This is a genomic window from Pseudomonas sp. 273, assembly GCF_029201425.1.
GTDB classification, from domain to species: domain Bacteria; phylum Pseudomonadota; class Gammaproteobacteria; order Pseudomonadales; family Pseudomonadaceae; genus Pseudomonas; species Pseudomonas delhiensis.
The window spans coordinates 666,073-690,215 of sequence record NZ_CP116775.1 but is presented as its reverse complement, the minus strand read 5'-3'; the positions used below and the strand labels follow the sequence as shown (position 1 = coordinate 690,215).

Below are 24,143 nucleotides of genomic sequence, written 5' to 3'. Positions count from 1 at the left end.
CTCTTCGTAGGATGGGTTGAGCTTGATACCCATGCTGCCGTGGTGATGGGTATCGCTTCGCTCAACGCCATCCTACGAAAAACCGTGCTTCCTGGAACCGTAGGAGCGGACTCCGTCCGCGATCAGGCCCGCCGGCCGCACCGAACCGTCCGGGATATCACCCCGCCCGCTTGAGCAACCAGGCCCCCAGCAGCGCGCAGATCGCCGCCGGCAGCAGCACCGCCAGCAGCGGCGGGAAGTTGAACACCTGGCTCGACGGGCCCAGCAGGTCCTGGGCGATGCGGAAGGTGAAGCCCACCAGCACGCCGGTGAACACCCGCTGGCCGAGGGTCACGCTGCGCAGCGGGCCGAAGATGAAGGAAATGGCCATCAGCACCAGGGCCGCGGTCACCGCCGGCTGCAGCACCTTGGTCCAGAACGCCAGCCAGTAGCGGTTGGTGCTCAGGCCCTGGTCCTTGAGGTAGTGGATGTACTCCCACAGGCCGCTGATGGACAGGGCCTCGGGCTCCATCACCACGGTGCTGAGCAGTTGCGGGCTGAGCTGGATGCTCCAGGCTTCCGTAGGCGAGCTGACCAGTTCGCTGCGCTTCTCCTGCGGGTGCAGCAGGGTGGTGGTCACCTCTTCCAGCGTCCACTGGCCGTCGCGGAACACCGCGCGCTTGGCGAAGCTGGAACTCTTGAGCACGTGGCCTTCGGCGAAGTCGTAGCGGGTCACGCCCAGCAGGGTGCCGTCGGCCTGCACCACGTTGATGTGGATGAACTCCTGCCCCTGGCGGTGCCACAAGCCGTTGCGCGAACTGACCGCGCCGCCGCTGCTCTGCGCCAGCGCACGGTCGCTCTGGGCCTGGGTCTCGGTGTAGGGCACCACGTACTCGCCCACCAGGATGCCGGCGAACATCAGCACCAGCATGGGCTTCATCACCGCCCAGACGATGCGCTGCAGCGACACCCCGGCGGCGCGCATGATGGTCAGCTCGCTGTTGCTGGCCAGGGTGCCCAGGCCCACCAGGCAGCCGATCAGCGCGGCCATCGGCAGCATGTCGTAGGCGCGGCTGGGGGCGGTGAGCAGCACGTATTTCAGGGCCACGCCCAGGGTGTAGTTCTCGTCCAGGGCGCCGAGCTGGTCGATGAAGGCGAACAGCAGGGCCAGGCCGAGGATCACCCCCAGCACGGCAAGGATGGCGACGAAGATGGTGGTGCCGATGTAGCGGTCGAGCTTACGCATGCTTGTGCTCCTTCACGGAGCGTGCGCGCGAGGCCGCCCATTTCAGACTCAGCGGTTCCCAGAAGGCCAGCAGCAGGCCGATGGCCAGGAAGATCGCGTGGACCCACCACAGACCCAGAGCCATGGGGATCTTGCCCTTGTCGAGCATGCCGCGGGCAGCGATCAGCAGGGCCAGGTAGGCCATGTACAGCAGCACCGCCGGCAGCAGCTTGAGGAAGCGGCCCTGGCGCGGGTTGACCTTGGACAGCGGCACCGCCAGCAGGGTGACGATGAACACCAGCAGCGGGATGGAGAAGCGCCACTGCAGCTCCGAGCGCATGCGCGGCTCCTTGCTGGCGAACAGGTCGCTGGTGGGGATGGCGTCGCGGTCGTCGATCTCGCTGCTCACCTCCGGCTTGGGCAGCAGCACGCCGTAAGTGTCGTACTTGATGGCGCGGTAGTCGGCCTGGCCCGGGGTGCCGTCGTAGCGGTAGCCGTCCTTGAGGATCAGGTAGCGGCTGCCGTCGGGGTGGATCTGCTGTTCGCCGGTGCTCGCCACCAGCACCGAGAGGCCGCGGTCCTGGCCGTTGCGCGGCGGGTTTTTGTCGGAGATGAAGATGCCGCCGAGCTGGGTGCGGTCGTTGGTCAGTTGCTCGGTGTAGGTCACCCGCGAGCCGTCGCGCATCGACTGGAAGCGGCCCGGCGCCAGGGTGTCGAACTCGGTCATGGCGTCCTGCTTGTTCAGGATCAGCTGCATCTGGGCGATGCCCTGGGGCGCCAGCGACAGGCTCAGCCAGGCCACCAGCAGCGCCACCAGCGCCGCCGGCGCCATGCTGTAGGCCAGCAGGCGCTGCTGGCTCATGCCGGTGGCGGTGAGCACGGTCATCTCGCTTTCCAGGTACAGCCGGCCATAGGCCAGCAGGATGCCGAGGAACAGGCCCAGGGGCAGGATCAGCTGGAGGAAGCCAGGCAGGCGCACGCCCATGATCATGAACAGCGAGCCGGGATCCAGCATGCCCTGGGCGGCCTGCGCCAGGTACTTGATGAAGCGGCCGCTCATGATGATCACCAGCAGCACGGCGCTCACCGCGCTCATGGTGATCAGCACTTCACGGGACAGGTAACGGAAGACAATCAAACCGGGCACTCCAGGGTTGTCACGCTCGGGCGGCTACGCTCAAACTAGCCGCCGTGAGGCACTGCCGGCCCGTATAGCACGGGGCCGGTGAAAAATACGCGGCATTATCCTGCGATTCGCCGGGCCTGTCACTGCGCAGAAGCCAAGCCGGGTCGCCGACCACCCGCCACTTCGACCCTTCGTCCCGGGGACACCTTGCCATGGAATTCCTTGTAAAAAGCGTCAGTCCGCAAACCCTGAAGACCGCCACCCTGGTGCTCGCCGTCGGCGAAGGCCGCAAGCTCGGCACCGCGGCCCAGGCCGTGGACGCCGCCAGCGGCGGCGCCATCGCCGCCCTGCTCAAGCGCGGCGACCTGGCCGGCAAGGTCGGCCAGACACTACTCCTGCAAGCTTTGCCCAACCTTAAGGCCGAACGCGTGCTGCTGGTGGGCGCGGGCAAGGAGCGCGAACTCTCCGACCGCCAATACCGCAAACTGGTTTCCTCGGTGCTGGCCAGCCTGAAGAACCTGGGCGGCAGCGACGCCGTGCTGGCCCTGGGCGACCTGGCGGTCAAGGGCCGCAACGCCCATGGCAAGGCGCGCCTGCTGGTGGAGACGCTGGCCGATGGCCTGTACGTGTTCGACCGCTACAAGAGCCAGAAGGCCGAAGCGCCCAAGCTGAAGAAGCTCACCCTGCTGGCCGACAAGGCCGACGCCCCCGCCGTCGAGCAGGGCGCCAGGGAGGCCCGGGCCATCGCCAACGGCATGGCCCTGACCCGCGACCTCGGCAACCTGCCGCCGAACGTCTGCCACCCCAGCTTCCTCGCCGAGCAGGCGAAGACCCTGGCCAAGGAGCACAAGGGCCTGAAGGTCGAGATTCTCGACGAGAAGAAACTGCGCGACCTGGGCATGGGCTCGTTCCTCGCCGTGGCCCAGGGCAGCGACCAGCCGCCGCGGCTGATCGTGCTGCACTACAACGGCGGCAAGAAGGACGAGGCGCCGCACGTGCTGGTCGGCAAGGGCATCACCTTCGACACCGGCGGCATCAGCCTCAAGCCCGGCCTGGGCATGGACGAGATGAAGTTCGACATGTGCGGCGCCGCCAGCGTCTTCGGCACCTTCCGCGCGGTGCTCGAACTGCAGTTGCCGATCAACCTGGTGGGCCTGATGGCCTGCGCCGAGAACATGCCCAGCGGCGGCGCCACCCGCCCCGGCGACATCGTCACCACCATGAGCGGGCAGACCGTCGAGATCCTCAACACCGACGCCGAAGGCCGCCTGGTGCTGTGCGACACCCTGACCTACGCCGAGCGCTTCAAGCCGCAGTCGGTGGTGGACATCGCCACCCTCACCGGCGCCTGCATCGTCGCCCTGGGCGCCAACACCTCGGGCCTGATGGGCAACAACGACACGCTGATCCGCCAGTTGCTCAAGGCCGGCGAGCAGGCCGACGACCGCGCCTGGCAGTTGCCGCTGTTCGACGAGTACCAGGAGCAGCTGGACAGCCCCTTCGCCGACATCGCCAACATCGGCGGGCCGAAGGCCGGCACCATCACCGCCGGCTGCTTCCTCTCGCGCTTCGCCAAGAAGTACCACTGGGCGCACCTGGACATCGCCGGCACCGCCTGGATCAGCGGCGGCAAGGACAAGGGCGCCACCGGCCGCCCGGTGCCGCTGCTCACCCAGTACCTGCTGGACCGCGTGAAGTAATGGCAAAGCGCAATCGTTCGATGGGATCGCCGGCATGACGCGGGTCGACTTCTACGTCATCCCCAGCGCCGATCCCGACGCGCGCCTGACCATCGCCTGCCGCCTGGCCGACAAGGCCTGGCGGCAGGGCATGCGGGTGTACCTGCTATGCGCCGACGAAGCCCAGCGCGAGGCCCTGGACGCGCGCCTGTGGAGCTTCCGCAAGGAAGCCTTCGTGCCGCACAACGCCGCCGAGGAAGACGCCCAGGCCCCGGTCACCCTGGGCCTGGGCGAGCCCCCGGCGGGCCGCCACGACCTGCTGGTCAACCTGACGCTGGCGGTGCCGGCCTTCGCCGGCGAGTTCTCGCGCATCGCCGAACTGGTGGTGGAGGAACCGGCCATCCGCCAGGCGGCGCGGGAGAATTTCCGCTACTACCGCGAGCAGGGCTATCCTTTGCAGGACCATCGCCTGCCGCGCCTCTGACGCTTTACGGAAAAATGGACAGCCGCAAGCCCCCGAAAGACCCCGACCACCTGCTCGACGACCTGGAGTCGATCCACGGCCTGCTCGGCGAGCCGGATGGCGAACCGCCCCTGCTCACCGAATCCTTCGAGCCGGACAACATCCCGCTGCTCTCCGACGTGGTGCAGGCCTCGCCACGGCCAGCCCCGGCCGAGGAACAGGCCGACGACGACCTGCCCGCGCCCAGCCGCGAGCAAGCCCGCCTGGACAGCGAACTGCGCGCCGCCGCGCAGCTGATCCTGCAGGACGTCATCGACGACTTCGTGCCGCAGATCGAAGCCGAGCTGCAACGCCGCCTGGAAGCGCGCCTGCAAAGGCTGCTGGCGCAGCGCAAGCCCTGACCGGCGCAGGGCGTATGACCCTTCGCGGTTGTCCGCCGCCGGCCGGAAACACCGATGCCAGGAACAACGGCGGATAACGCCTGCGGCGTTATTCGCCCTACGGTCCCGTGGAGGCCCCGGCGGGCTTTTGCTTGCCGCTTGTAGCTTGTGGCCTGCAGCTTGTTTATATTTGACGGTTTTCCGTTTAGCCGCCTACAGGGTCCCGCCGCGCTCATGGACAAGACCTACCAGCCCCACGCCATCGAATCCCACTGGTACCCCACCTGGGAGCAGAACAACTACTTCGCCCCGCAGGGTTCCGGCGAGCCGTACACCATCATGATCCCGCCGCCGAACGTCACCGGCAGCCTGCACATGGGCCACGGCTTCAACAACGCCATCATGGACGCGCTGATCCGCTACCGCCGCATGCAGGGCCGCAACACCCTGTGGCAGCCGGGCACCGACCACGCCGGCATCGCCACCCAGATGGTGGTGGAGCGCCAGCTGGCCGCCCAGGGCGTGGCGCGCCACGACCTCGGCCGCGAGAAGTTCCTGGACAAGGTCTGGGAGTGGAAGGAGCAGTCCGGCGGCACCATCACCCGGCAGATCCGCCGCCTGGGCTCCTCGGTGGACTGGTCGCGCGAGCGCTTCACCATGGACGACGGCCTGTCCAACGCGGTGAAGGAAGCCTTCGTCCGCCTGTTCGACGACGGCCTGATCTACCGCGGCAAGCGCCTGGTCAACTGGGACACCAAGTTCCACACCGCCATTTCCGACCTGGAAGTGGAGAACCACGACGAGAAGGGCCACCTCTGGCACCTGCGCTACCCGCTTGCCGACGGCCACAAGACCGCCGACGGCAAGGACCACCTGATCGTCGCCACCACCCGCCCGGAAACCATGCTCGGTGACAGCGCGGTCGCCGTGCACCCGGAAGACGAGCGCTACCAGGCGCTGATCGGCACCTTCGTCGAGCTGCCGCTGGTGGGCCGGCGCATCCCGATCATCGCCGACGACTACGTCGACCGCGAGTTCGGCACCGGCTGCGTGAAGATCACCCCGGCCCACGACTTCAACGACTACGAAGTCGGCAAGCGCCACGACCTGCCGCTGATCAACATCTTCGACAAGGACGCGGCGATCCTCGCCACGGCCCAGGTCTTCCACCTCGACGGCAGCGTCAACGCCGAGCTGGACGCCAGCCTGCCGGCCGCCTACGCCGGCCTCGACCGCTTCGTCGCGCGCAAGCAGATAGTCGCCGACTTCGAAGCCGCCGGCCTGCTGGAGAAAATCGACGACCACGCGCTGAAAGTGCCCAAGGGCGACCGCTCCGGCACCGTCATCGAGCCCTGGCTGACCGACCAGTGGTACGTCTCCACCAAGCCGCTGGCCGAACCTGCCATCGCCGCTGTGGAAGACGGCCGCATCCAGTTCGTGCCCAAGCAGTACGAGAACATGTACTTCAGCTGGATGCGCGACATCCAGGACTGGTGCATCAGCCGCCAGCTGTGGTGGGGCCACCGCATCCCGGCCTGGTACGACGAAGCCGGCAACGTCTACGTCGGCCGCAACGAGGCCGAGGTACGCGCCAAGCACAACCTGGGTGACGCCAAGCTGCGCCAGGACGAGGACGTGCTGGACACCTGGTTCAGCTCGGGCCTGTGGACCTTCTCCACCCTCGGCTGGCCGGAACAGACCGAGTACCTGAAGACCTTCCACCCCACCGACGTGCTGGTGACCGGCTTCGACATCATCTTCTTCTGGGTGGCGCGCATGATCATGCTGACCATGCACCTCATCAAGAACGAGGACGGCACCCCGCAGGTCCCGTTCAAGACCGTGTACGTCCACGGCCTGGTGCGCGACGGCCAGGGCCAGAAGATGTCCAAGTCGAAGGGCAACGTGCTCGACCCGCTGGACATCGTCGACGGCATCAGCCTCGACGCCCTGCTGGAGAAACGCACCAGCGGCATGATGCAGCCCAAGCTGGCCGAGAAGATCGCCAAGCAGACCCGCGCCGAATTCCCCGAAGGCATCGCCAGCTACGGCACCGACGCCCTGCGCTTCACCTTCTGCTCGCTGGCCTCCACCGGCCGCGACATCAAGTTCGACATGGGCCGCGTCGAGGGCTACCGCAACTTCTGCAACAAGCTGTGGAACGCCGCCAACTTCGTCATCGAGAACACCGATGGCCAGGACACCGGCGTGAACGGCGAGCCGGTCGAGCTGTCAGCGGTGGACCGCTGGATCATCTCGGCGCTGCAGCGCACCGAGCAGGAAGTCGCCCGCCAGCTCGACGCCTTCCGCTTCGACCTGGCCACCCAGGCCCTCTATGAGTTCATCTGGGACGAGTACTGCGCCTGGTACCTGGAACTGGTCAAGCCGGTGCTGTGGGACGAGAACGCGCCCATCGAGCGCCAGCGCGGCACCCGCCGCACCCTGGTGCGCGTGCTGGAGACCGCGCTGCGCCTGGCGCACCCGTTCATGCCGTTCATCACCGAGGAAATCTGGCAGCGCATCAAGGCTTCCGCCGGCAAGAGCGGCGACACCCTGATGCTGCAGCCCTGGCCGGTGGCCGACGAAGCGAAGATCGACGCCGCCGCCGAAGGCGACATCGAGTGGGTCAAGGCGCTGATGCTGGGCATCCGCCAGATCCGCGGCGAGATGAACATCTCCATGGCCAAGCGCATCGACCTGGTGCTGAACAACGCCTCCCCGAGGACCATCGCCGCCTGGCCGACAACGAGCCGCTGCTGATGAAGCTGGCCAAGCTGGAGTCGGTGCGCGTGCTCGACGAAGGCGAGGAACCGCCGATGTCGGCCACCGCGCTGGTCGGCGAGCTGCAGGTGCTGGTGCCCATGGCCGGGCTGATCGACAAGGCCGCGGAACTGGCGCGCCTGGACAAGGAAATCCAGCGCCTGGAAGGCGAGGTCAAGCGTGTCGGCGGCAAGCTGGCCAACGAAGGCTTCGTCGCCAAGGCCCCGGCCGAAGTGATCGAGAAGGAACGCGCCAAGCTGGCCGAGGCCGAGCAGGCGGTGACCAACCTGATCCAGCAGCGCGAGAAGATCGCCAGCCTGTAAGCGTTATCCACAAGGCCCGCGATGCGGGCCTTGTGCTTTTCGCTTGTGCTACCTTCTGGCGTATCCCCCGGAGGACGCCATGAAGCGCACCAACGCCCTGAACCTGCTGCAAAGCTGCAAGCCCGAGCTGGCCGAGCGCTTCGGCGTGGTCCGGCTCGCCCTGTTCGGCTCCACCGTGCGCGATGCTGCCAGGCCGGACAGCGATGTGGACATCCTGGTGGCCTTCGACGGCCCCGCCACCTCGGAACGCTACTTCGGTGTGCAGTTCTACCTGGAGGACCTGCTGGGCAGCAGCGTCGACCTGGTCACCGAAAAGGCCCTGCGCCCCGAACTGCGGCCCTTCATCGAGGCGGAGGCGGTGAATGTCTGAGGCGTCCGGGCGCGTCTGGCACTTCTATGTCGACGACATGATCACCTGCGCGGAGAAAGTCCTGAGCTATTGCGCCGGCCTCGACCAGCAGGCCTTCGTCGATAACCCGCTGGTCTACGACGCCACCCTGCGCAACCTGGAGATCATCGGCGAAGCCGCGACGCATGTTCCCCCGGAAGCGCGCCAGGCCAACCCGCAGATCCCCTGGCGCATGCTCGTCGCGACGCGCAACCGGCTGATCCACGGCTATCTCGGCATCGACGACGATACGCTGTGGAGCATCGTCCGCGACGAGGTCCCTACCCTGCTGACGCAACTGCGAGTCCTACGCCAACAGCAAACGTAGCCCGTTGTCTCCGGGAACCGACGTTACGGCCGGCGGCGGATAACCGCGAACGGTTATCCGCCCTACGTTTCCAGGGAAGCTCGGTCGTAGGAGCGGACCTTGTCCGCGATAACCCAAGCCACCGGCGCGATTCGCGGATGAGATCCGCTCCTACGCCGTCCCACCCACGCCATTCCCCTGTAGGAGCGCGCCCTGCGCGCGAATCGCGGGCAGGGCCCGCTCCTACAACCAGTCAGAACACCGTGCCAACCGGGTAGACGTAGGCATTCACGTCATGGAAGGGCGTGCGCTGGTAGAACCATTCCAGCCGCGCATGCGGGTCCTTGGCGAAGGCCTTGTCGTCCTTCAGCTTCTTCTCGAACTCGGCCTTCAGCTGCGGGTCCTCGGCGAGCATCTTGCGCGCCATGGGCTCCATCACGTATTCCTCCGGCTCCTCGGCGGACACCAGGGTGGCGTTGAAGAAGCCCCAGGACCAGAAGGAGTCCGGGCTCTCGGCGGTCAGCAGGTTGATCGCCAGCACGCCCAGCGGCTGGTCGGTGTCGATCACCACCGAGCCGGCCGGGAAGGTCTGCAGGCGCTGGAACGGCTTGCCTGTGCCGCTGACCAGCAGGTGCCCCTCGTAGCCGGGGATTTCGTTGGCCGCGGCGCGGTCCGGCTCGAAGCCGCCGGCCAGCTTGATGTCGTCCATGCGGTACAGGGTGACCTCGATGGCGGTCGGCTGCTCCAGGGTCTGCATGCGGATGCCGTGGGCCTTGAGCCGGGCGATGACCTCGCGCCACTGCACCGGCACCACGTACCGCTTCGGCCGCTTGACCACCAGGTCGGGCACCGAGTTGTCGCTGATCGGCACCTGCAAGGTCTTCGGCTTGTTGCTCCAGACAATGGTCCTGGCGCCGGTGATGGGCGACTGCTCGTAGTGGTAGTCGCCGACGACGAAGGGCGTGTGCTGCTCCTTGCCCGGCTTCCAGGTCAGGATCACCTCCTTCTGCGCCTCCAGGCGCTCGCGGTCCTTGGCGATGGCGGCCTTGAGCGACCCGGCGTTGTCGCCGATCACCCGGAACATCGCCTTGAGCATCACGTAGTTGCCCAGCACCTGGGTTTCATACGGGTGCAGCGCGTGCTGCTCGATGAGGATCGAGGGCACGTTGCGGATGTCGCCGTACTGGTTGGAGAAGCGCGCAAGGTCCGTGCGGTAGGGGTAGTAGCCCTTGGCCGGGTCCTGGTTGTCGTTGAGGCTGATGCACTCGTGGACCACGTGGCCGTCTCCTTCCAGTTCCTTGTACACCGGGGCGCGCATGACCTCGTCCATCCACTGGCTGGATGCCGGCGACCAGCCGTTGCCGTTGTGGCAGTAGGAGCTGTCGTAGGGGTACATGGCGCCGTCGGTGGAGTGGGTGTCGGCGAAGAAGCTCAGGTCGTACTGGTTGAACACCCAGGCGACGTTGCGGATTTCCGCGCTGTCGAGCTTGGTGAAGTCGCGGTTGAGGTTCAGGTTCAGGCCATTGACGCGCCAGCCGGTGACCTCCGGGCCGTTCTGGTTGATGCGCCCGTAGGGGCTGCGGCGCAGGTCGCCATCGACGTTCACGGTGGGGATGAAGAGGATGTTGACCTTGTCCAGCAGCCCGGCCAGTGGCTTGCTCCCGGCGGTCATGTCGCGCAGCAGCATGAACATCGCGTCCTTGCCGTTGGCCTCGCCGGGGTGGATCTCGGCCTCGACGAAGAGCGTCGGCTTGCCCGAGCCGTTCAGCCCGGCCGGCGATTTGTCGGCCTCGGTCGAGGCGGTCACCAGCAGCATCGGCTCGCCGCTGGCGCTCTTCTCCGGCAGCTCGCTCAGCAGCAGCCTGCCGCCGGAGGCATCGGCCAGCTTCTTCAGGTAGTCACGGCTCTGGTGGTAGTCGCTGGTCTGCCGGAAGCCGCTGGATTCGGCCAGGGTGATCAGCGGGTCGTCGGGCCTGGCCAGGTAGCGGGTGCTGGCCAGCTTCTGCTCGAACATCGGCGGCAGGATGCGCTGCTTCGCGGCCGCCGGGTAGCCGCTGTCGTCGACGTAGCCGGGCGCCTGGGGCAACGCGGCCAGGGCCGGCAGGCTGCCGGCCAGCAGCAGCGCGGCGTACAGCGGGTGGAATCCTCGATGGCGCATGGGGGGCCTCCTTTCGCGGTGAGCCATGGCCCGGAGAACCTTAGACCATGATCCGCGCGGCCGAAGGGGCCGGTTGTCGCAGGCGTCATTCCGAGGTGGAATGACTACCCGAAGAAAGCTCGCTTGGCGCGGCGCAGGCTTTGGGCCGAAGATCGACGCGCCGGCGCCGCCAAGGCCACCGGCCCGATTTCCACAGGAGCCCGAACCATGTCCGACCTCCCCGCCCGCAATGGCGGCCAGATCCTCGTCGAAGCCCTGCTGCGCAACGCGGTGGACACCGTCTACTGCATCCCCGGCGAAAGCTACCTGCCGGTGCTCGACGCGCTGCACGACGCGCGCGCGATCCGCACCATCGTCACCCGCCACGAAGGCGCCGCCTCGAACATGGCCGACGCCTACGGCAAGCTCACCGGGCGCCCGGGCATCTGCTTCGTCACCCGCGGGCCGGGCGCCACCCACGCGGCCAACGGCGTGCACACGGCCCGGCAGGACTCGACGCCGATGATCCTCTTCGTCGGCCAGGTGGAAAGCGCCTTCAAGGGCCGCGAGGCGTTCCAGGAGGTGGACTACCGGCAGATGTTCGGCGGCCTGGCCAAGTGGGCCACGGAGATCGACGACATCCGCCGCATCCCCGAGGTGGTCGCCCAGGCCTTCGCCGTGGCCCAGTCCGGGCGCCCCGGCCCGGTGGTGGTGGGGCTGCCGGAGGAAGTGCTGTTCGGCACCGCGCAGGTAGCGGACGCGCCCGCCCCGCGCATCCCGCAGGTCGCCCCGCCGCTGGCCGTGCTGGAAGAGCTGCGCAGCCTGCTCGCCCGTGCGCGCAAGCCGCTGCTGATAGTTGGCGGCACCGGCTGGGACGAATCCGCGCGCCGCGCCCTGCAGCGTTTCGCCCGGGCCAACGAATTGCCGGTGGTGGCCTCGTTCCGCCGCCAGGACCTCTACGACAACGACGACGCACGGTACGTCGGCCAGCTCGGCTTCGGCGCCTCGCCCAGGCTCACCGTGCGGGTGCAGGAGGCCGACCTGCTGCTGGTGCTCGGCTCGCGCCTGAGCGAGACGCCCAGCGCCGGCTACACCCTGGTGCAAAGCCCGAAACCCGTCCAGACGTTGATCCACGTCCACCCCGACGCCAGCGAACTGGGCCGCGTCTACCAGGCCGACCTGCCGATCCAGGCCAGCCTGCCGGCCATCGCCGCCGCCCTGGACACCCTGCCGCCAATGGCCGAACGCCCCTGGTCCGAATGGACGGCAGAGGCCCGCGCCGACTACCTGGCCTACTCCACCCCGCCGGCCAGCCCCACCGAGTTGCAGGGCGTGGACCTGGCCGCGGTGGTCGGCCACCTCGCCGAAACCCTTCCCGAGGACGCGGTGATAAGCAACGGCGCCGGCAACTACGCCGTCTGGGTGCACCGCTTCTACCGCTACCGCGCCGCCCGCAGCCAGCTGGCGCCCACCAACGGCGCCATGGGCTACGGCTTCCCCGCCGCCATCGCCGCCAAGCTGCGCGAGCCGCAGCGCGAGGTGGTGTGCTTCGCCGGCGACGGCTGCTTCATGATGTACCCGCAGGAGCTGGCCACCGCCGTGCAGTTCGGCGCCGCGCTGATCGTCATCGTGGTCAACAACGGCATGCTCGGCACCATCCGCATGCACCAGGAACGCGAGTACCCCGGGCGCATCTGCGCCACCGAGCTGCACAACCCCGACTTCGTCGCCCTGGCCCGGGCCTTCGGCGCCCACGGCGAGCGGGTGGAGCGCACCGCGGACTTCGCCGCCGCCTTCCAGCGCGCCCGGGCCTGCGGCAAGCCGGCGCTGATCGAGCTGCGCACCGACCCACGGCAGATCACCCCGGTGGCGCGGCTTCCCTGAAAAGCGCCAAAGGCTTCGCTAAGCTGCATCGGGTCAAGGCATTGTTCCCCGCGACCGGGAACAATGCCTGCCGATTCGCCGGCTAAGGAAGCGCATGAATCCGCAACTGCTCTGGGTCCTGTTCCTGCTCGCCACCGTGGTGGCGCTGTTCGTCCTCAACCGGCCGCGCATGGACGTGGTCGCCCTGCTGGCCATGGTGGCGCTGCCGCTGACCGGCGTGCTCAGCGTGCAGGAAGCGCTGGCCGGCTTCGCCGACCCCAGCGTGGTGCTGATCGCCGCGCTCTTCGTGATCGGCGAGGGCCTGGTGCGCACCGGCGTGGCCTACCGCATCGGCGAATGGCTGACGCACAAGGCCGACAGCGACGAGACGCGCCTGCTGGTGCTGCTGATGCTGGCGGTGGCCGGCCTCGGCTCGGTGATGAGTTCCACCGGCGTGGTGGCGATCTTCATCCCGGTGGTGCTCACCGTCGCCGCGCGCATGAACGTGGCGCCGGCGCGGCTGATGATGCCGCTGAGCTTCGCCGGGCTGATCAGCGGCATGCTCACCCTGGTGGCGACGCCGCCGAACATGGTGGTGCACAGCGAACTGGTGCGCGAGGGCGAGGCGGGCTTCGGCTTCTTCAGCTTCACCCCCATCGGCCTGGTGATCCTGGCCCTGGGCGTGGCCTACATGCTGGTGGCCCGGCGCTGGCTCGGCCACGGCGACGACAGCCCCGGCAACGCCGCGCAACGCCGTTCGCTGCGCGACCTGATCCGCGACTACCAGCTGGCCGGGCGCGAACGCCGGCTGCGCATCCGCGCCGACTCCCGGCTGGCGGGCATGACCCTGGGCGACGTGCAGCTGCGCACCGAGCGCGGCACCAACGTCATCGCCATCGAGCGCCTGGCGCGCTTCCGCCTGAAGATCCTCAGCCCCGGCGCCGAGGTGGTGCTGCAGGCCGGCGACGTGCTGCTGGTGGACATCCTCCAGCCGGGCATCGACCTGCTGCAGCTCTACCACGAGTACGGCCTGGAACCGCTGAGCCTGCACGGCGACTACTTCACCGAACGCGCCCACGAGGTGGGCATGGCCGAGGTGACCCTGCCGCCGGAATCCGCCCTGCTGGGCAAGAGCGTGCTGGAGCTGGGCTTCCGCAGCCAGTACGGGCTCAACGTGGTGGGCCTGCGGCGCAACCGCGAGGCAGTGGTGGACGGCCTGCTGGAGGCCAAGCTGAAGGTCGGCGACACCCTGCTGGTGGTGGGCGCCTGGAAGGACATCCGCCAGCTCCAGGGCCAGGGCCGCGACTTCCTGGTGCTGAGCCTGCCGGCGGAGGTGGACGAGGCCGCGCCGGCGGCCAGCCAGGCGCCCCACGCGCTGCTGGCCCTGGGGCTGATGGTGCTGCTGATGGTCAGCGGCCTGGTGCCCAACGTGCTCGCCGCGCTCATCGCCTGCCTGCTCATGGGCCTGTTCCGCTGCATCGACATGGACAGCGCCTACCGCGCCATCCACTGGCAGAGCCTGGTGCTGATCGTCGGCATGCTGCCCTTCGCCCTGGCCCTGCAGAAGACCGGCGGCATCGCCCTGGCGGTGCAGGCGCTGGTCGGCGCGCTGGGCGGCGCCGGGCCCTACCTGATCCTCGCCAGCCTGTTCCTGCTCACCGCGCTGATCGGCCTGTTCATCTCCAACACCGCCACCGCGGTGCTGATGGCGCCGGTGGCCATCGCCACGGCCAAGGCCCTGGGCGCGCAGCCGGCGCCCTTCGCGATGATAGTCGCGCTGGCCGCCTCGGCGGCCTTCATGACGCCCATCTCCTCGCCGGTGAACACCCTGGTGCTGGGCCCGGGGCACTACCGCTTCGGCGACTTCGTCAGGGTCGGGGTGCCCTTCACCCTGCTGGTGATGATCGTCAGCGTGTTGCTGGTACCCTGGCTGCTGCCGTTGTACTGAACGAACAAGGACGCCCCATGGAAGCGAGCAAGACCAAGAGCAGTTTCTACCGCCGCCTGTACGTCGCCTGGCTGGTGGACAGCGGCACGGCCAGCAGCGTGCCGGCGCTGATGGAAGCCACCGGCATGCCCCGCCGCACTGCCCAGGACACCCTGGCGGCGCTGGCCGACCTGGACATCGACTGCGTGTTCGAGCAGCACGCCGGCGAGCGCAACAACGCCGGGCACTACCGCATCCGCGACTGGGGCGCCATCGACCCGCGCTGGATCGCGGCGAACCTGGCGAAGATCAAGGCGCTGCTGGGCTATCCCTGACACCGCACCGTAGTCCGCAAGAACGTAGGGCGAATAACGCTCCGCGTTATCCGCCGCTTGACCATGGCCCCAGGCACTCGGAGTCGAACTGGAAGAGCCGCCCAGTTGGAACGCGGAGCCGACGAGAGCCTGGGTGTAGCGGCGGATAACCGCGAACGGTTATTCGCCCTACGCCCAGGCCACCACCGCGCGGGACGCGCCAGACGAGGGGCATCTGTGGGAAAATCCCCCTCCGCTCCCCTGCCCCGCCGCCTGCCATGCCCAAGCCGCCGAAACGCCTCGCCACGCCGCAACCGCTGCGCGACCCCGCCGCGAAGAAGCCCGACCTGCTGCACCCGCGCAACCGCCACCAGGGGCGCTACGACTTTCCCAGCCTGATCGCCGCCAGCCCCGAGCTGGGCGACTACGTGATCACCAACCCCTACGGCAAGCCCAGCATCGACTTCGCCGACCCGCAGGCGGTACGGGTGTTCAACCGCGCGCTGCTCAAGGCGCAGTACGGCATCGGCCACTGGGAGATCCCTGCCGACTTCCTCTGCCCACCGATTCCCGGCCGCGCCGACTACGTGCACTACCTGGCCGACCTGCTGGCCGAGGACAACGCCGGCAGCGTGCCGCGCGGCCCCGGCGTGCGCGTGCTGGACATCGGCGTGGGGGCCAACTGCATCTACCCGCTGATCGGCCACCGCGACTACGGCTGGCGCTTCCTCGGCGCCGACATCGAGCCCGCCGCTCTGGCCTCGGCGCGCAACATAGTGCTGGGCAACCCGGGCCTGGCCGAGGCCATCGAACTGCGCCAGCAACCCGAGCCGCGGCACATCTTCCACGGCCTGCTGCACAGCGACGAACGCTTCCACGCCAGCCTGTGCAACCCGCCCTTCCATGCCTCGCCCGACGAGGCCCGCGCCGGCAGCCGGCGCAAGTGGAAGAACCTCGGCAAGCTCGACCCCTCGCGCAAGCTGCCGATGCTGAACTTCGGCGGGCAGAGCAACGAGCTGTGGTGCGAGGGCGGCGAGATCGCCTTCCTCAGGCGCATGGCCAGCGAAAGCCGGGAGGTGGCGCAGCAGGTGCTGTGGTTCAGCTCGCTGGTGTCCAAGGCCGGCAACCTCGACGACTTCCGCCGCGCCCTGAAGAAGGCCGGCGCGCTGCAGGTGCGCACCGTGGACATGGCCCAGGGGCAGAAGCAGAGCCGCTTCGTCGCCTGGACCTTTCTCGACTCCGAGGCGCGCCGCGCCTGGTACGGCTGACTAGCGGATGAACTCGCGGCTGACGGCGCGGAAGGTCTCGCTGCCGGCGCGCTCCAGCCATTCGAAGGCGACCATCTCGCGGTTGACGATCACCGCGCCGGCCTGGCGCATGCGCTCCAGGGCCAGGGCCTTGTCCTCCGGGCGCCGCGAGCCGACCGCCTCGGCCACCACGTAGACCTCGCGGTCCTCGGCCAGCAGGCCGAGCACGGTCTGCAGCACGCAGACGTGGGCCTCGGTGCCGCACACCACGAACTGCCGGCGCTCGCCGCCGGGCAACTGCAGCAGGCCCGGGTCGGCCACCGCGGAGAAGGCGATCTTCTCCAGGATGGCCGCGGCCGGCAGCTGCTCGCGCAACTGCGCCAGGGTCGGGCCCAGGCCCTTGCTGTACTGCTCGGTGGCCAGCGCCGGCACGCCCAGGCGCCGGGCCACGGCCAGCAGCCAGGCGCTGTGCTGCAATACCGCCTCGGCGTCGTGGATGGCCGGGAACAGGCGTTCCTGGATGTCGATGATGAGGAGGGTCGAGGTGGGGGCGTGGAGCAGCATGGGGGTGTCTCCTGGGGGTGGTTCTTCTTTTTCGGCTTGCTGTGTTGGGGTGTCAACCGGGAAAGCAGGTCGACACAAACGCAGGGAAGAGAATGAGCAAAGGTGAAGCGCTGGAGCTTGCGTCGAAGTCCGCTCCCTCTCCCCAGCCCTCTCCCTGAAGGGAGAGGGGGCTTGTCCGTGCCCGCGCAGAGGAATGGTTTCAACCTGAGACGTGGTCACCGGCTGACACCGAAATATCTACTCACTCCGAACGGTCCCCTCTCCCTTCAGGGAGAGGGTTAGGGAGAGGGTAACGGCGCCACAGAACACACCATTCCCCACCCTCCACACCAAAGAAAAAGGCCCCTGAACAAGGGGCCCTCCTCTCTTCAGCCATGCACCCTCAATGCCCCGTCACGTCCCCGCGGCGGCTGGTCTCGAAGAGGAACCAGGTACGCTGCTCGGTCTCGTCGATCCAGTTCTCGATGAGGCTGGCGGTGGCGATGTCGTGGTACTCGTCGCACAGGTCGTGGACCTCGCGCATGTAGGCGGTCAGCGACTTGTTGTCCTCCTGCAGCTCGGCCAGCATGTCCAGCGGCTGGACGAACTCGGCGTCGTTGTCGGCGATGCGCTTGATGCGGCCGATGTGGCCGATGGAGCGGATGGTGTTGCCACCGATCTTGCGCACGCGCTCGGCGATGGGGTCGGTCATGGCGAAGATTTCGGTGGCCTGGTCGTCCAGCAGCAGGTGGTAGTCGCGGAAGTGCGGGCCGCTCACGTGCCAGTGGAAGTTCTTGGTCTTCAGGTACAGCGCGAAGACGTCGGCGAGCAGGCGGCTGAGGGCCGCGCTGAGGTCGCGGGTGGCGTCCTTGGAAAGGTCCGAAGGCGTGGCCAGGGCCGGCGCGCGGCGCGGTGCCGGCTTGCTCGCGGCGGCGGGCTTGGCGGCGGCTGCCGGCTTGGCGGCGGGCTTCTTCGCTGCCGGTTTCTTCGCTGCCGCAGGCTTGGCGGCAGCGGGTTTGGCGGCGGCCGGCTTGGCCGCAGCCGGCTTGCTGGCGACGGTCTTGGGTGCAGCGGGTTTCTTCGCAGTGGCTGCGGTTTTCTTCATCTCGATCACCTCAAGGGGTCTTGTGGATGCCGCCCCTGTGCGTGCCGAAACTGGCGGTCCGGGACGAGCCTGGCGCACTCCCCGCGTGTTCCTCTCATGGCGGCGAGTGCGCTCTTGAGCCTACCTCGCCGCGCATCGATTGCAAGTCGTCGGGCCCGCCCAACGCATGGCGCAATGACGCCGGGCAAGGCTCAGGGCTGCACGGCGAAGCGCGCATCCAGGCGGCTGTACCCCATACCGACACCCTTGTGCACCTTGAGTTGCACGGGGATGCGTTCCTTGAGCGCCTCGACGTGGCTGATCACGCCGATGCTCTTGCCGCTGGCGTTGAGGCTGTCGAGGGCATCCAGCGCCACTTCCAGGGTCTCGCCGTCGAGGGTGCCGAAGCCCTCGTCGAGGAACAGCGAGTCGATGCTGGTCTTGTGGCTGACCAGGTCCGACAGCGCCAGGGCCAGGGCCAGGCTGACCAGGAAGCTCTCGCCGCCGGACAGCGTGCGGCAGTCCCGCGCGACGTCGCCCTGCCAGGTGTCCACCACCTCCAGTTCCAGCTCGCCGTCGCTGCGCCGCGCCAACTGGTAGCGGCCGTGCAGGCGCTGCAGCTGCCGGTTGGCCAGGTGCACCAGGTGGTCGAGGGTCAGGCCCTGGGCGAAGCGCCGGTACTTGGCGCCGTCGGACGAGCCGATCAGGCCGTTCAGGCGCTGCCACAGATCGTGGTTCGCCTCCTGCGCGGCGATCTCGGCGAACAGCGCCTGCTGGCTGGCGCGGCGTGCGTCGTCGCCCTGTAGTTGTGCCCGTACCTCGCCCTGGCGCTGGCCCAGTTCGCGCAGTTGCGTGGCGAGGGCCTGCAACTGCTCGTCGAGGGCCGGCAGCTCCAGTTCGCCCAGCGGCTGCGCGCGTAGCTGGCGCTCGGTTTCCTCGGTGGCGACGCGCAACGCCACGGCTTCGGTCAGCGCGGTGTCCAGGCGCGTCTTGAGTTCGCCCAGGCGCTGGCGCTCGCCGTCTTCCAACAGCGCGGCGAGGAAAGTCGCCAGGTCGGCGAACGGGCTTTCTTCCAGAGCCTGCTGCCAGGTGCGCTCGCATTCGGCCAGGGTAGCGCGCGCCTGTTCCAGGTGTGCGGCCAGGCTCTGTTCGCGGCCGAGCAGCGCATCGGCCTGGCGCTGCGCCGCCTGCAGGGCCGACTCAGCCACTTGCAGGGCCTGCTGCGGCTGAAGCTCAGGTGCAAGCTCCGGCAAGGCTTGCTCGCCACTGGCGCTCCAGCGTTCGCGCCATTGCCCGGCCTGCGCGTCGGCTTCCTGCAGCAGGCGCCGCGCTTCGCGCTCGGCCTCCTGCAGTTGCTGGTCCAGCTGCTGGGCCTGCTGCCAGGCGCGCCATTCGCCTTCGCGTTCGGCCAGCCAGGCCGCGCCCTGCTCGGGCAGCGCGGCGGCGAAACCGTCGAGGCTGGTTAGCAGTTCGGCGGCCTGGCGTTCGGCCTGGGCCTGCAATTGCTCCAGGCGTTGCTGTTGTTCCGCCTGGCGCTGCTGTGCGTTGTCCAGATCGCGACGCAGCAGTGCCTCCTGCTGCAGCGCGGCCGCATGGTTGCGCTCGGCGTTCTCGCGGGCGCTGGCGGCCTGCTGCAATTCGCCCTTGAGCGCATCGAGCGCCGCCAGGCGTTCCTGCAGGTCGGCCAGGGCCTGTTCCTGGGCCTGACGGATCGCGGCCAGGCCAGCGGCACCCTCGATGGCGAGGTTCTGTTCGGCCAACTGACGCTGCCATTCGCTATCGAGCTGGTGCAGTTGTTCGCGCAGTTGCTCCAGCTGTTGCCGAGCCTGGGCAGCCTGGGCCGTCACGTCGGACAACTCGTCGCGCAGCGCCACGCCGTCGCTTTCCAGAGCGGCCAGGGCCGCGCGGCATTCGTCGAGGGCGCGACGCGTCTGCGACACGTCCAGCGCCTGGTAGCTGGCGATGGCCGGGTGTTCGTGGGAGCCACACAGCGGGCAGGCCTCGCCGGCCCGCAGCTGGGCACGATAGGCCTCCAGGGCTTGGATACGCTGCTCCTGCTCCAGCAATTTTTCCTTGTCGGCGACCTGCTGTTTCAGCGCCTTGTAGCGCTCGCGCAGTTCGGCGATCGCGGTTTCCTTCTGCGCCTGGCGTTGCTGCAGCGAATCCAACTGGGGCTGCAGGCGGGCGGCCTGCGTGCTGGTCTGCTCGCGGTTCTGCACCAGCTGTTGCAGGCGGTCCAGCGCCCTGCCCTGCTGCTGCAACTGCTGCCAGCGCTCGCGTAGGGCACTTTCGCCGGCGCCTTGCAGCAGGGCCTGCAAGCGCGCCTGTTGCTGCGCCTCGGCCTGGCGCGCCGCGTCCAGCGCCTGCCCGGCATCGGCCAGGGCCTGGCCATGAGAGGCGAGTTGGCCGTGCAAGGATTGGATGGCGGCGGACTCCTGCTCCAGGCGCGCGCGGGCGCCCTGCAGTTCACTACCGAGCTGTTCGCGCCGGGCGAACTGCGCGCGCCAGCCGCCCAGCAGCTCGCCCAGGCGGGCGCGTTGCGGGTGCGCGGCGAGCTGCGCCTGTACTTCGCGGCGCTGCGTGGCGAGTTCATCGATGGCGCGCCGGCGCTGCCCCGCCCACTGCGCACTGTACTGGCTGGCCTGCCACAGGCTGCGCACGACCTGTTCCGCGCAATCCCGCTGCTGGCGTTGCAGGTCCGCCAGGCCGGTCTCGTCCCACTCCAGCACCTGACGCGCCTGTTGCCAGGCCGCATGCAGCGGCTGCAGGCGCGCCGCCGGCTCGCTGGCGGCCAGGCGCTGCAGGTCGGGGGCCGCCTGGAGCAACGCCTCGCGGGCCTGCTGCTCGCGCGCGGCGGTCTGCTGGTGCTGCTGTTCGGCGCGGCCCAGGTCCTCGCGCCAGCGGCGCTGGGCCTGCAGTTCGGCCTGGAGCTGGAGCAGCGGCGCTTCCTCGGTGAGCAGGCGTTCGGCCTCGGCCTGCAGTTCGCCACGCTGTTCCTCGCCGAGCAGCTCCATGCCCTCGGCACGGCTCCGCAACAGTTTCAGGTCACCCTCCGCCGCCTTGGTGCGCTCGAACACGCGCTGGGAGATCAGCCCGTAGATTTCCGTACCGGTGAGTTCTTCCAGCAGCGCGGCGCGGTCGTTGGCGCTGGCTTCGAGGAAGGCGGCGAAACCGCCCTGGGCCAGCAGCATGGACTTGGTGAAGCGGCCGAAGTCGAGGCCGGTGAGCTGCTCGGTCTGGCGCAGCTTGTCGTTGATCTTGTCGGTGAGGATCTCGCCTTCGCCGCCGGCGACGTCGATGCGCGCCAGCTCCACCTTGGGCGCCTGCAGCGCGCCGTCGACCTTGTCGCGGGCCCGGCGCTGGCTCCAGAAGGCGCGGTAGCGGCGGCCCCTGACCTCGAACTCGACCTCGGCGAGGCAGTCGGCGGTGTGGCGGGTCATCAGTTCGTTGCCGCTCTGCGACAGCGTGCTCATGCGCGGCGTGCGGTGGTACAGGGCCAGGCAGATGGCATCCAGCAGGGTGGTCTTGCCGGCACCTGTAGGCCCGGTGATGGCGAACAGGCCGTTGCCGGCGAAGGGCTCGGCGGCGAAGTCGATCTTCCACTCGCCCTTGAGCGAGTTGAGGTTCTTCAGGCGCAGGCTGAGGATGCGCATCAGGCTTGCTCCTCCTGCAGTTCGGCGACCACCTGGCGGTACAGCCCGGACAGCTGCTGGCGCAGCGGCGCCTCCAGCTCCTCGGCGTCCAGGCGTTGTTCGAAGACCTCCTCGGCGGAGAGTTCGTCGAGGGTCTCGCGCGCCTCGCCGAACAGCCCGGCCTGCTGGTTGCCGCGCTCGCGGCGGGTGCGCAGCACTTCCACCGGCAGTTCCTCGCAGAGCTTCTCGACGCGCAGCTGGATGTCGTTCAGGTAGTCGTCGGCGCGCACCAGCACCTCCACCCACACCGGCCGCTCCGGCGTGCCCTGGCTGGCGGCCTCGGCCAGCGCCGCGGGCAGGCTTTCCAGGTCGCCGGCCAGGGACTGCAGGGGCTGGAAGCAGGGCACGGCGAGCGGCGTCACCGCGGGCAGGCCGCTTTCATCGAGGTCCACCAGTAGCACCTCCTTGACCTGCCGCGCCTCGTCGAAGCTCAGGGCGATGGGCGAGCCGCAGTAGCGGATGTGCTCCAGGCCGCCGACCTTCTGCGGCCGATGGATGTGCCCCAGGGCGATGTAGTCGGCCGCCGGGAAGGCGCTGGTGGGGAAGGCTTCCAGGCTGCCGACGTAGATTTCCCGCACCGACTCGCTGGCGCTGGCGCCGACCGTGGTCAGGTGCCCGGTGGCGACTATGGGCAGCCCGCCGCCCAGTTCGGCGCGCTTGGCTTCGGCGAGGGCGAAGAGAGCCTGGTAGTGCGCCTGGATGGCCTGCTGCAGGGCCAGCTGCTTGTCCTGGGCGCTCTGCCCGGCCTGGCTGGCCAGCAGGTCGCGCGGGCGCAGGAAGGGAATGGCGCAGAGCACCGCGCCCGGCGTGCCGTCGCGCCGCGGCAGCACCAGCAGTTGCTGGTCGAGGTCGGCGCCGGCGGCGGCAATCACCCGCGTGCCGAGCACCGCCAGCAGCTCGCGGGACTCCTCCAGCATGGCCACCGAGTCGTGGTTGCCGCCCAGCACCACCAGGCTGGCGCCGGTTTCGCGCAGCTCGACGATGAAGCGGTTGTACTGCTCGCGGGCATAGCTGGGCGGCGCGCCGGTGTCGAACACGTCGCCGGCGATGATCACCGCGTCCACCCCGTGCTCGCGCACCCGCTCCACCAGCCAGCGGCAGAAGGCGCGGTGCTCGGCCTCGCGGCTCTTGCCCATGAAGTGCTGGCCGAGGTGCCAGTCGGAGGTGTGGAGGATGCGCATGCGCTGCTGTCCCGATGCCTGATTCAGCCGGCGATGATACCCGCTTCCGCGGTGCGTCCGCGCCGGGCTGGCTATCCTGAAGGAACGCCGGCCGGGAATCAGACCATGCAACGCCTGCTCAACATGCTCCGCGACCTCGCCATCCTGGTGCGCGCCAACCTGTGGATAGTGCCGGTGCTGGCGGCGCTGGTGGCCGCGGTCTTCTACTTCGTGGCGCCGCCGCCGCCGATGACCGCCACCCTTGCCACCGGCGCCGCCGATGGCGGCTACGCGGCCTTCGGCGAGAAGCTCAGGGCCGAACTGGCCGAGCAGGGCTTCGAGCTGAAGCTGGTGCCCAGCGCCGGCTCGCGGCAGAACATGGACCTGCTGCTGGACGAGCGCGGCGGCGTGGACATCGCCCTGGTGCAGAGCGGCCAGGAACGCCAGATCGACGCCGCGCAGCGGCAGCGCCTGCAGACCCTCGGCGCCATGTTCCAGGAACCGCTGTGGCTGTTCCAGCGCCGCGACGTGCACATCGACCGCATCGCCGACCTGCTGCCCCTGCGCGTGGCCCTGGGCACCCGCGGCAGCGGCACCGAGGCGATCACCGCGGCCATCCTGCAGGCCAACGGCATCAGCCAGGAGCAGCACCCGGCGGGCTGGCAGGCCAGCGGCGGCGACAGCGCGGCGGACGCCCTGCTGGCCGGCAGCCTGGACGCCGCCTTCTTCGTCGGCCCGGCGGAGAACCCGCTGATCCAGCGCCTGGCCGCCAGCGAGCAGCTGCTGCTGGCCGGCTTCCGCCGCGCCGGCGCCTACGAGGCGCGCCTGCGCTTCCTCAAGCGCCTGGAGGTGGGCGAAGGCCTGCTGAACCTGGAGCACGACGTGCCGCACCGCAACCTGACCACCCTGTCGCCGGTGGCCACCCTGGTGATCAACGAGCGCTTCCACCCGGCGCTGACGCCGCTGATCCTCGAGGCCGCGCGCCAGGTGATGCGCCAGGGCAGCCTGCTCGACGCCCCCGGCGCCTTCCCCGCCGCCGAGCCGCGCACCCTGCGCCTGGCCGAGGACGCCGAGCGCTACTACAAGAGCGGCCTGCCGCTGCTGCAGCGCTTCCTGCCGTTCCGCATCGCCTCCCTGGCCGACCGCTACATCATCCTGCTGATCCCCTTCATCGCCATCCTCATCCCGCTGTTCAAGTCCATCGGCCCGCTGTACCGCTGGCGCATCCGCGCGCGCATCTACCGCTGGTACCGCTACCTGCGGGAGATCGACCGGCGCCTGGACGAGCGCACCGGCGTCGCCGAACTCAGCCGCGAGATCGAGCGCCTGGAGCAGCTGGAGGCCGAACTGGCGCGGGTGGAGGTGCCGCTGTCGTACTACAACGAGCTGTACGAGCTGCACCTGCACCTGAACTACGTGATCCGCCGCCTGCGCCAGCTGCGCCGCAACCGCCGCGAACGCGACGGCGAGGCGCCGCTGGACAAGGCCGGGTGAGCGTGGCGCGCCGCGCTCGGGTAAACTGGCGGCTTTGCCACCATCGTCCAGA

General features: G+C 69.0%; 17 protein-coding genes and 1 pseudogene. 11 read left to right on the top strand and 7 right to left on the bottom strand.

Translation table 11 applies throughout. From position 1 onward, the window contains the following. Window positions 1-157: 157 nt before the first annotated feature. Window positions 158-1,225, bottom strand: coding sequence for an LPS export ABC transporter permease LptG (gene lptG, locus PKO50_RS03170; protein ID WP_275628779.1), 1,068 nt, complete (start codon window positions 1,223-1,225; stop codon window positions 158-160). After that, entirely contained in the window at window positions 1,218-2,342 is a 1,125-nt protein-coding gene (lptF, locus tag PKO50_RS03165) for an LPS export ABC transporter permease LptF (protein ID WP_275628778.1), read from the bottom strand. The genes lptG and lptF overlap by 8 nt, the downstream gene beginning before the upstream one ends. Before the next feature lie 200 nt (window positions 2,343-2,542). On the opposite strand from lptF, the gene PKO50_RS03160 reads away from it, so the two are divergent. The 6 genes and pseudogenes from PKO50_RS03160 (at window position 2,543) to PKO50_RS03135 (ending at window position 8,651) form a co-directional block, all read left to right on the top strand. Next, window positions 2,543-4,030, top strand: coding sequence for a leucyl aminopeptidase (locus tag PKO50_RS03160; protein WP_109934517.1), 1,488 nt, complete (start codon window positions 2,543-2,545; stop codon window positions 4,028-4,030). A 34-nt stretch (window positions 4,031-4,064) separates the two neighbouring features. After that, a complete protein-coding gene (locus tag PKO50_RS03155; protein WP_275628777.1) occupies window positions 4,065-4,493 on the top strand; it encodes a DNA polymerase III subunit chi in 429 nt (142 codons plus the stop codon). Between the two features lie 14 nt (window positions 4,494-4,507). Continuing rightward, window positions 4,508-4,873, top strand: a complete 366-nt coding sequence (locus PKO50_RS03150) for a DNA polymerase III subunit chi (protein ID WP_109934515.1) — start codon at window positions 4,508-4,510, stop codon at window positions 4,871-4,873. Between the two features lie 213 nt (window positions 4,874-5,086). Next, window positions 5,087-7,935, top strand: a pseudogene (locus PKO50_RS03145) (valine--tRNA ligase). A 79-nt stretch (window positions 7,936-8,014) separates the two neighbouring features. Next, the gene (locus PKO50_RS03140) at window positions 8,015-8,305 is read left to right on the top strand and encodes a nucleotidyltransferase family protein (RefSeq protein WP_089389528.1); all 291 of its coding nucleotides are present in this window, start codon (window positions 8,015-8,017) and stop codon (window positions 8,303-8,305) included. Beyond that, the gene (locus PKO50_RS03135) at window positions 8,298-8,651 is read left to right on the top strand and encodes a DUF86 domain-containing protein (RefSeq protein ID WP_109934513.1); all 354 of its coding nucleotides are present in this window, start codon (window positions 8,298-8,300) and stop codon (window positions 8,649-8,651) included. Before PKO50_RS03140 ends, PKO50_RS03135 begins: the two co-directional genes overlap by 8 nt. Before the next feature lie 232 nt (window positions 8,652-8,883). On the opposite strand, the gene PKO50_RS03130 is transcribed toward PKO50_RS03135, so the two are convergent. Next, window positions 8,884-10,788 carry a M14 family metallopeptidase gene (locus tag PKO50_RS03130; protein WP_275628776.1) on the bottom strand — a complete coding sequence of 635 codons (1,905 nt, stop codon included), beginning with the start codon at window positions 10,786-10,788 and terminating at the stop codon, window positions 8,884-8,886. A 207-nt stretch (window positions 10,789-10,995) separates the two neighbouring features. Between PKO50_RS03130 and PKO50_RS03125 the strand changes: the two genes are divergently transcribed. The 4 genes from PKO50_RS03125 to rlmF all read left to right on the top strand — a co-directional run bounded on the left by PKO50_RS03125 (window position 10,996) and on the right by rlmF (window position 16,139). Then, entirely contained in the window at window positions 10,996-12,651 is a 1,656-nt protein-coding gene (locus tag PKO50_RS03125; RefSeq protein ID WP_275628775.1) for a thiamine pyrophosphate-binding protein, read from the top strand. A gap of 94 nt (window positions 12,652-12,745) precedes the next feature. Beyond that, entirely contained in the window at window positions 12,746-14,578 is a 1,833-nt protein-coding gene (locus PKO50_RS03120; protein ID WP_275628774.1) for an SLC13 family permease, read from the top strand. A gap of 17 nt (window positions 14,579-14,595) precedes the next feature. After that, window positions 14,596-14,892, top strand: a complete 297-nt coding sequence (locus PKO50_RS03115) for a winged helix-turn-helix domain-containing protein (RefSeq protein ID WP_109934509.1) — start codon at window positions 14,596-14,598, stop codon at window positions 14,890-14,892. 257 nt (window positions 14,893-15,149) lie between these two features. Next, window positions 15,150-16,139, top strand: coding sequence for a 23S rRNA (adenine(1618)-N(6))-methyltransferase RlmF (gene rlmF / locus PKO50_RS03110; protein WP_275628773.1), 990 nt, complete (start codon window positions 15,150-15,152; stop codon window positions 16,137-16,139). Here the strand turns inward: rlmF and PKO50_RS03105 are convergent, their stop codons facing one another. From PKO50_RS03105 to sbcD, 4 genes are all read right to left on the bottom strand, one after another. Further along, entirely contained in the window at window positions 16,140-16,682 is a 543-nt protein-coding gene (locus tag PKO50_RS03105) for a hydrolase (protein ID WP_275628772.1), read from the bottom strand. 382 nt (window positions 16,683-17,064) lie between these two features. Beyond that, entirely contained in the window at window positions 17,065-17,766 is a 702-nt protein-coding gene (locus PKO50_RS03100) for a DNA starvation/stationary phase protection protein (RefSeq protein WP_177412125.1), read from the bottom strand. A 191-nt stretch (window positions 17,767-17,957) separates the two neighbouring features. Next, window positions 17,958-21,398 carry an exonuclease subunit SbcC gene (sbcC, locus tag PKO50_RS03095; protein ID WP_275628771.1) on the bottom strand — a complete coding sequence of 1,147 codons (3,441 nt, stop codon included), beginning with the start codon at window positions 21,396-21,398 and terminating at the stop codon, window positions 17,958-17,960. Next, window positions 21,398-22,618: an exonuclease subunit SbcD gene (gene sbcD / locus PKO50_RS03090; protein WP_275628770.1), complete on the bottom strand. Its 1,221-nt coding sequence runs from the start codon at window positions 22,616-22,618 to the stop codon at window positions 21,398-21,400. The genes sbcC and sbcD overlap by 1 nt, the downstream gene beginning before the upstream one ends. Window positions 22,619-22,723: 105 nt before the next feature. On the opposite strand from sbcD, the gene PKO50_RS03085 reads away from it, so the two are divergent. After that, window positions 22,724-24,091 carry a TAXI family TRAP transporter solute-binding subunit gene (locus PKO50_RS03085; protein WP_275628769.1) on the top strand — a complete coding sequence of 456 codons (1,368 nt, stop codon included), beginning with the start codon at window positions 22,724-22,726 and terminating at the stop codon, window positions 24,089-24,091. Window positions 24,092-24,143 lie beyond the last annotated feature (52 nt).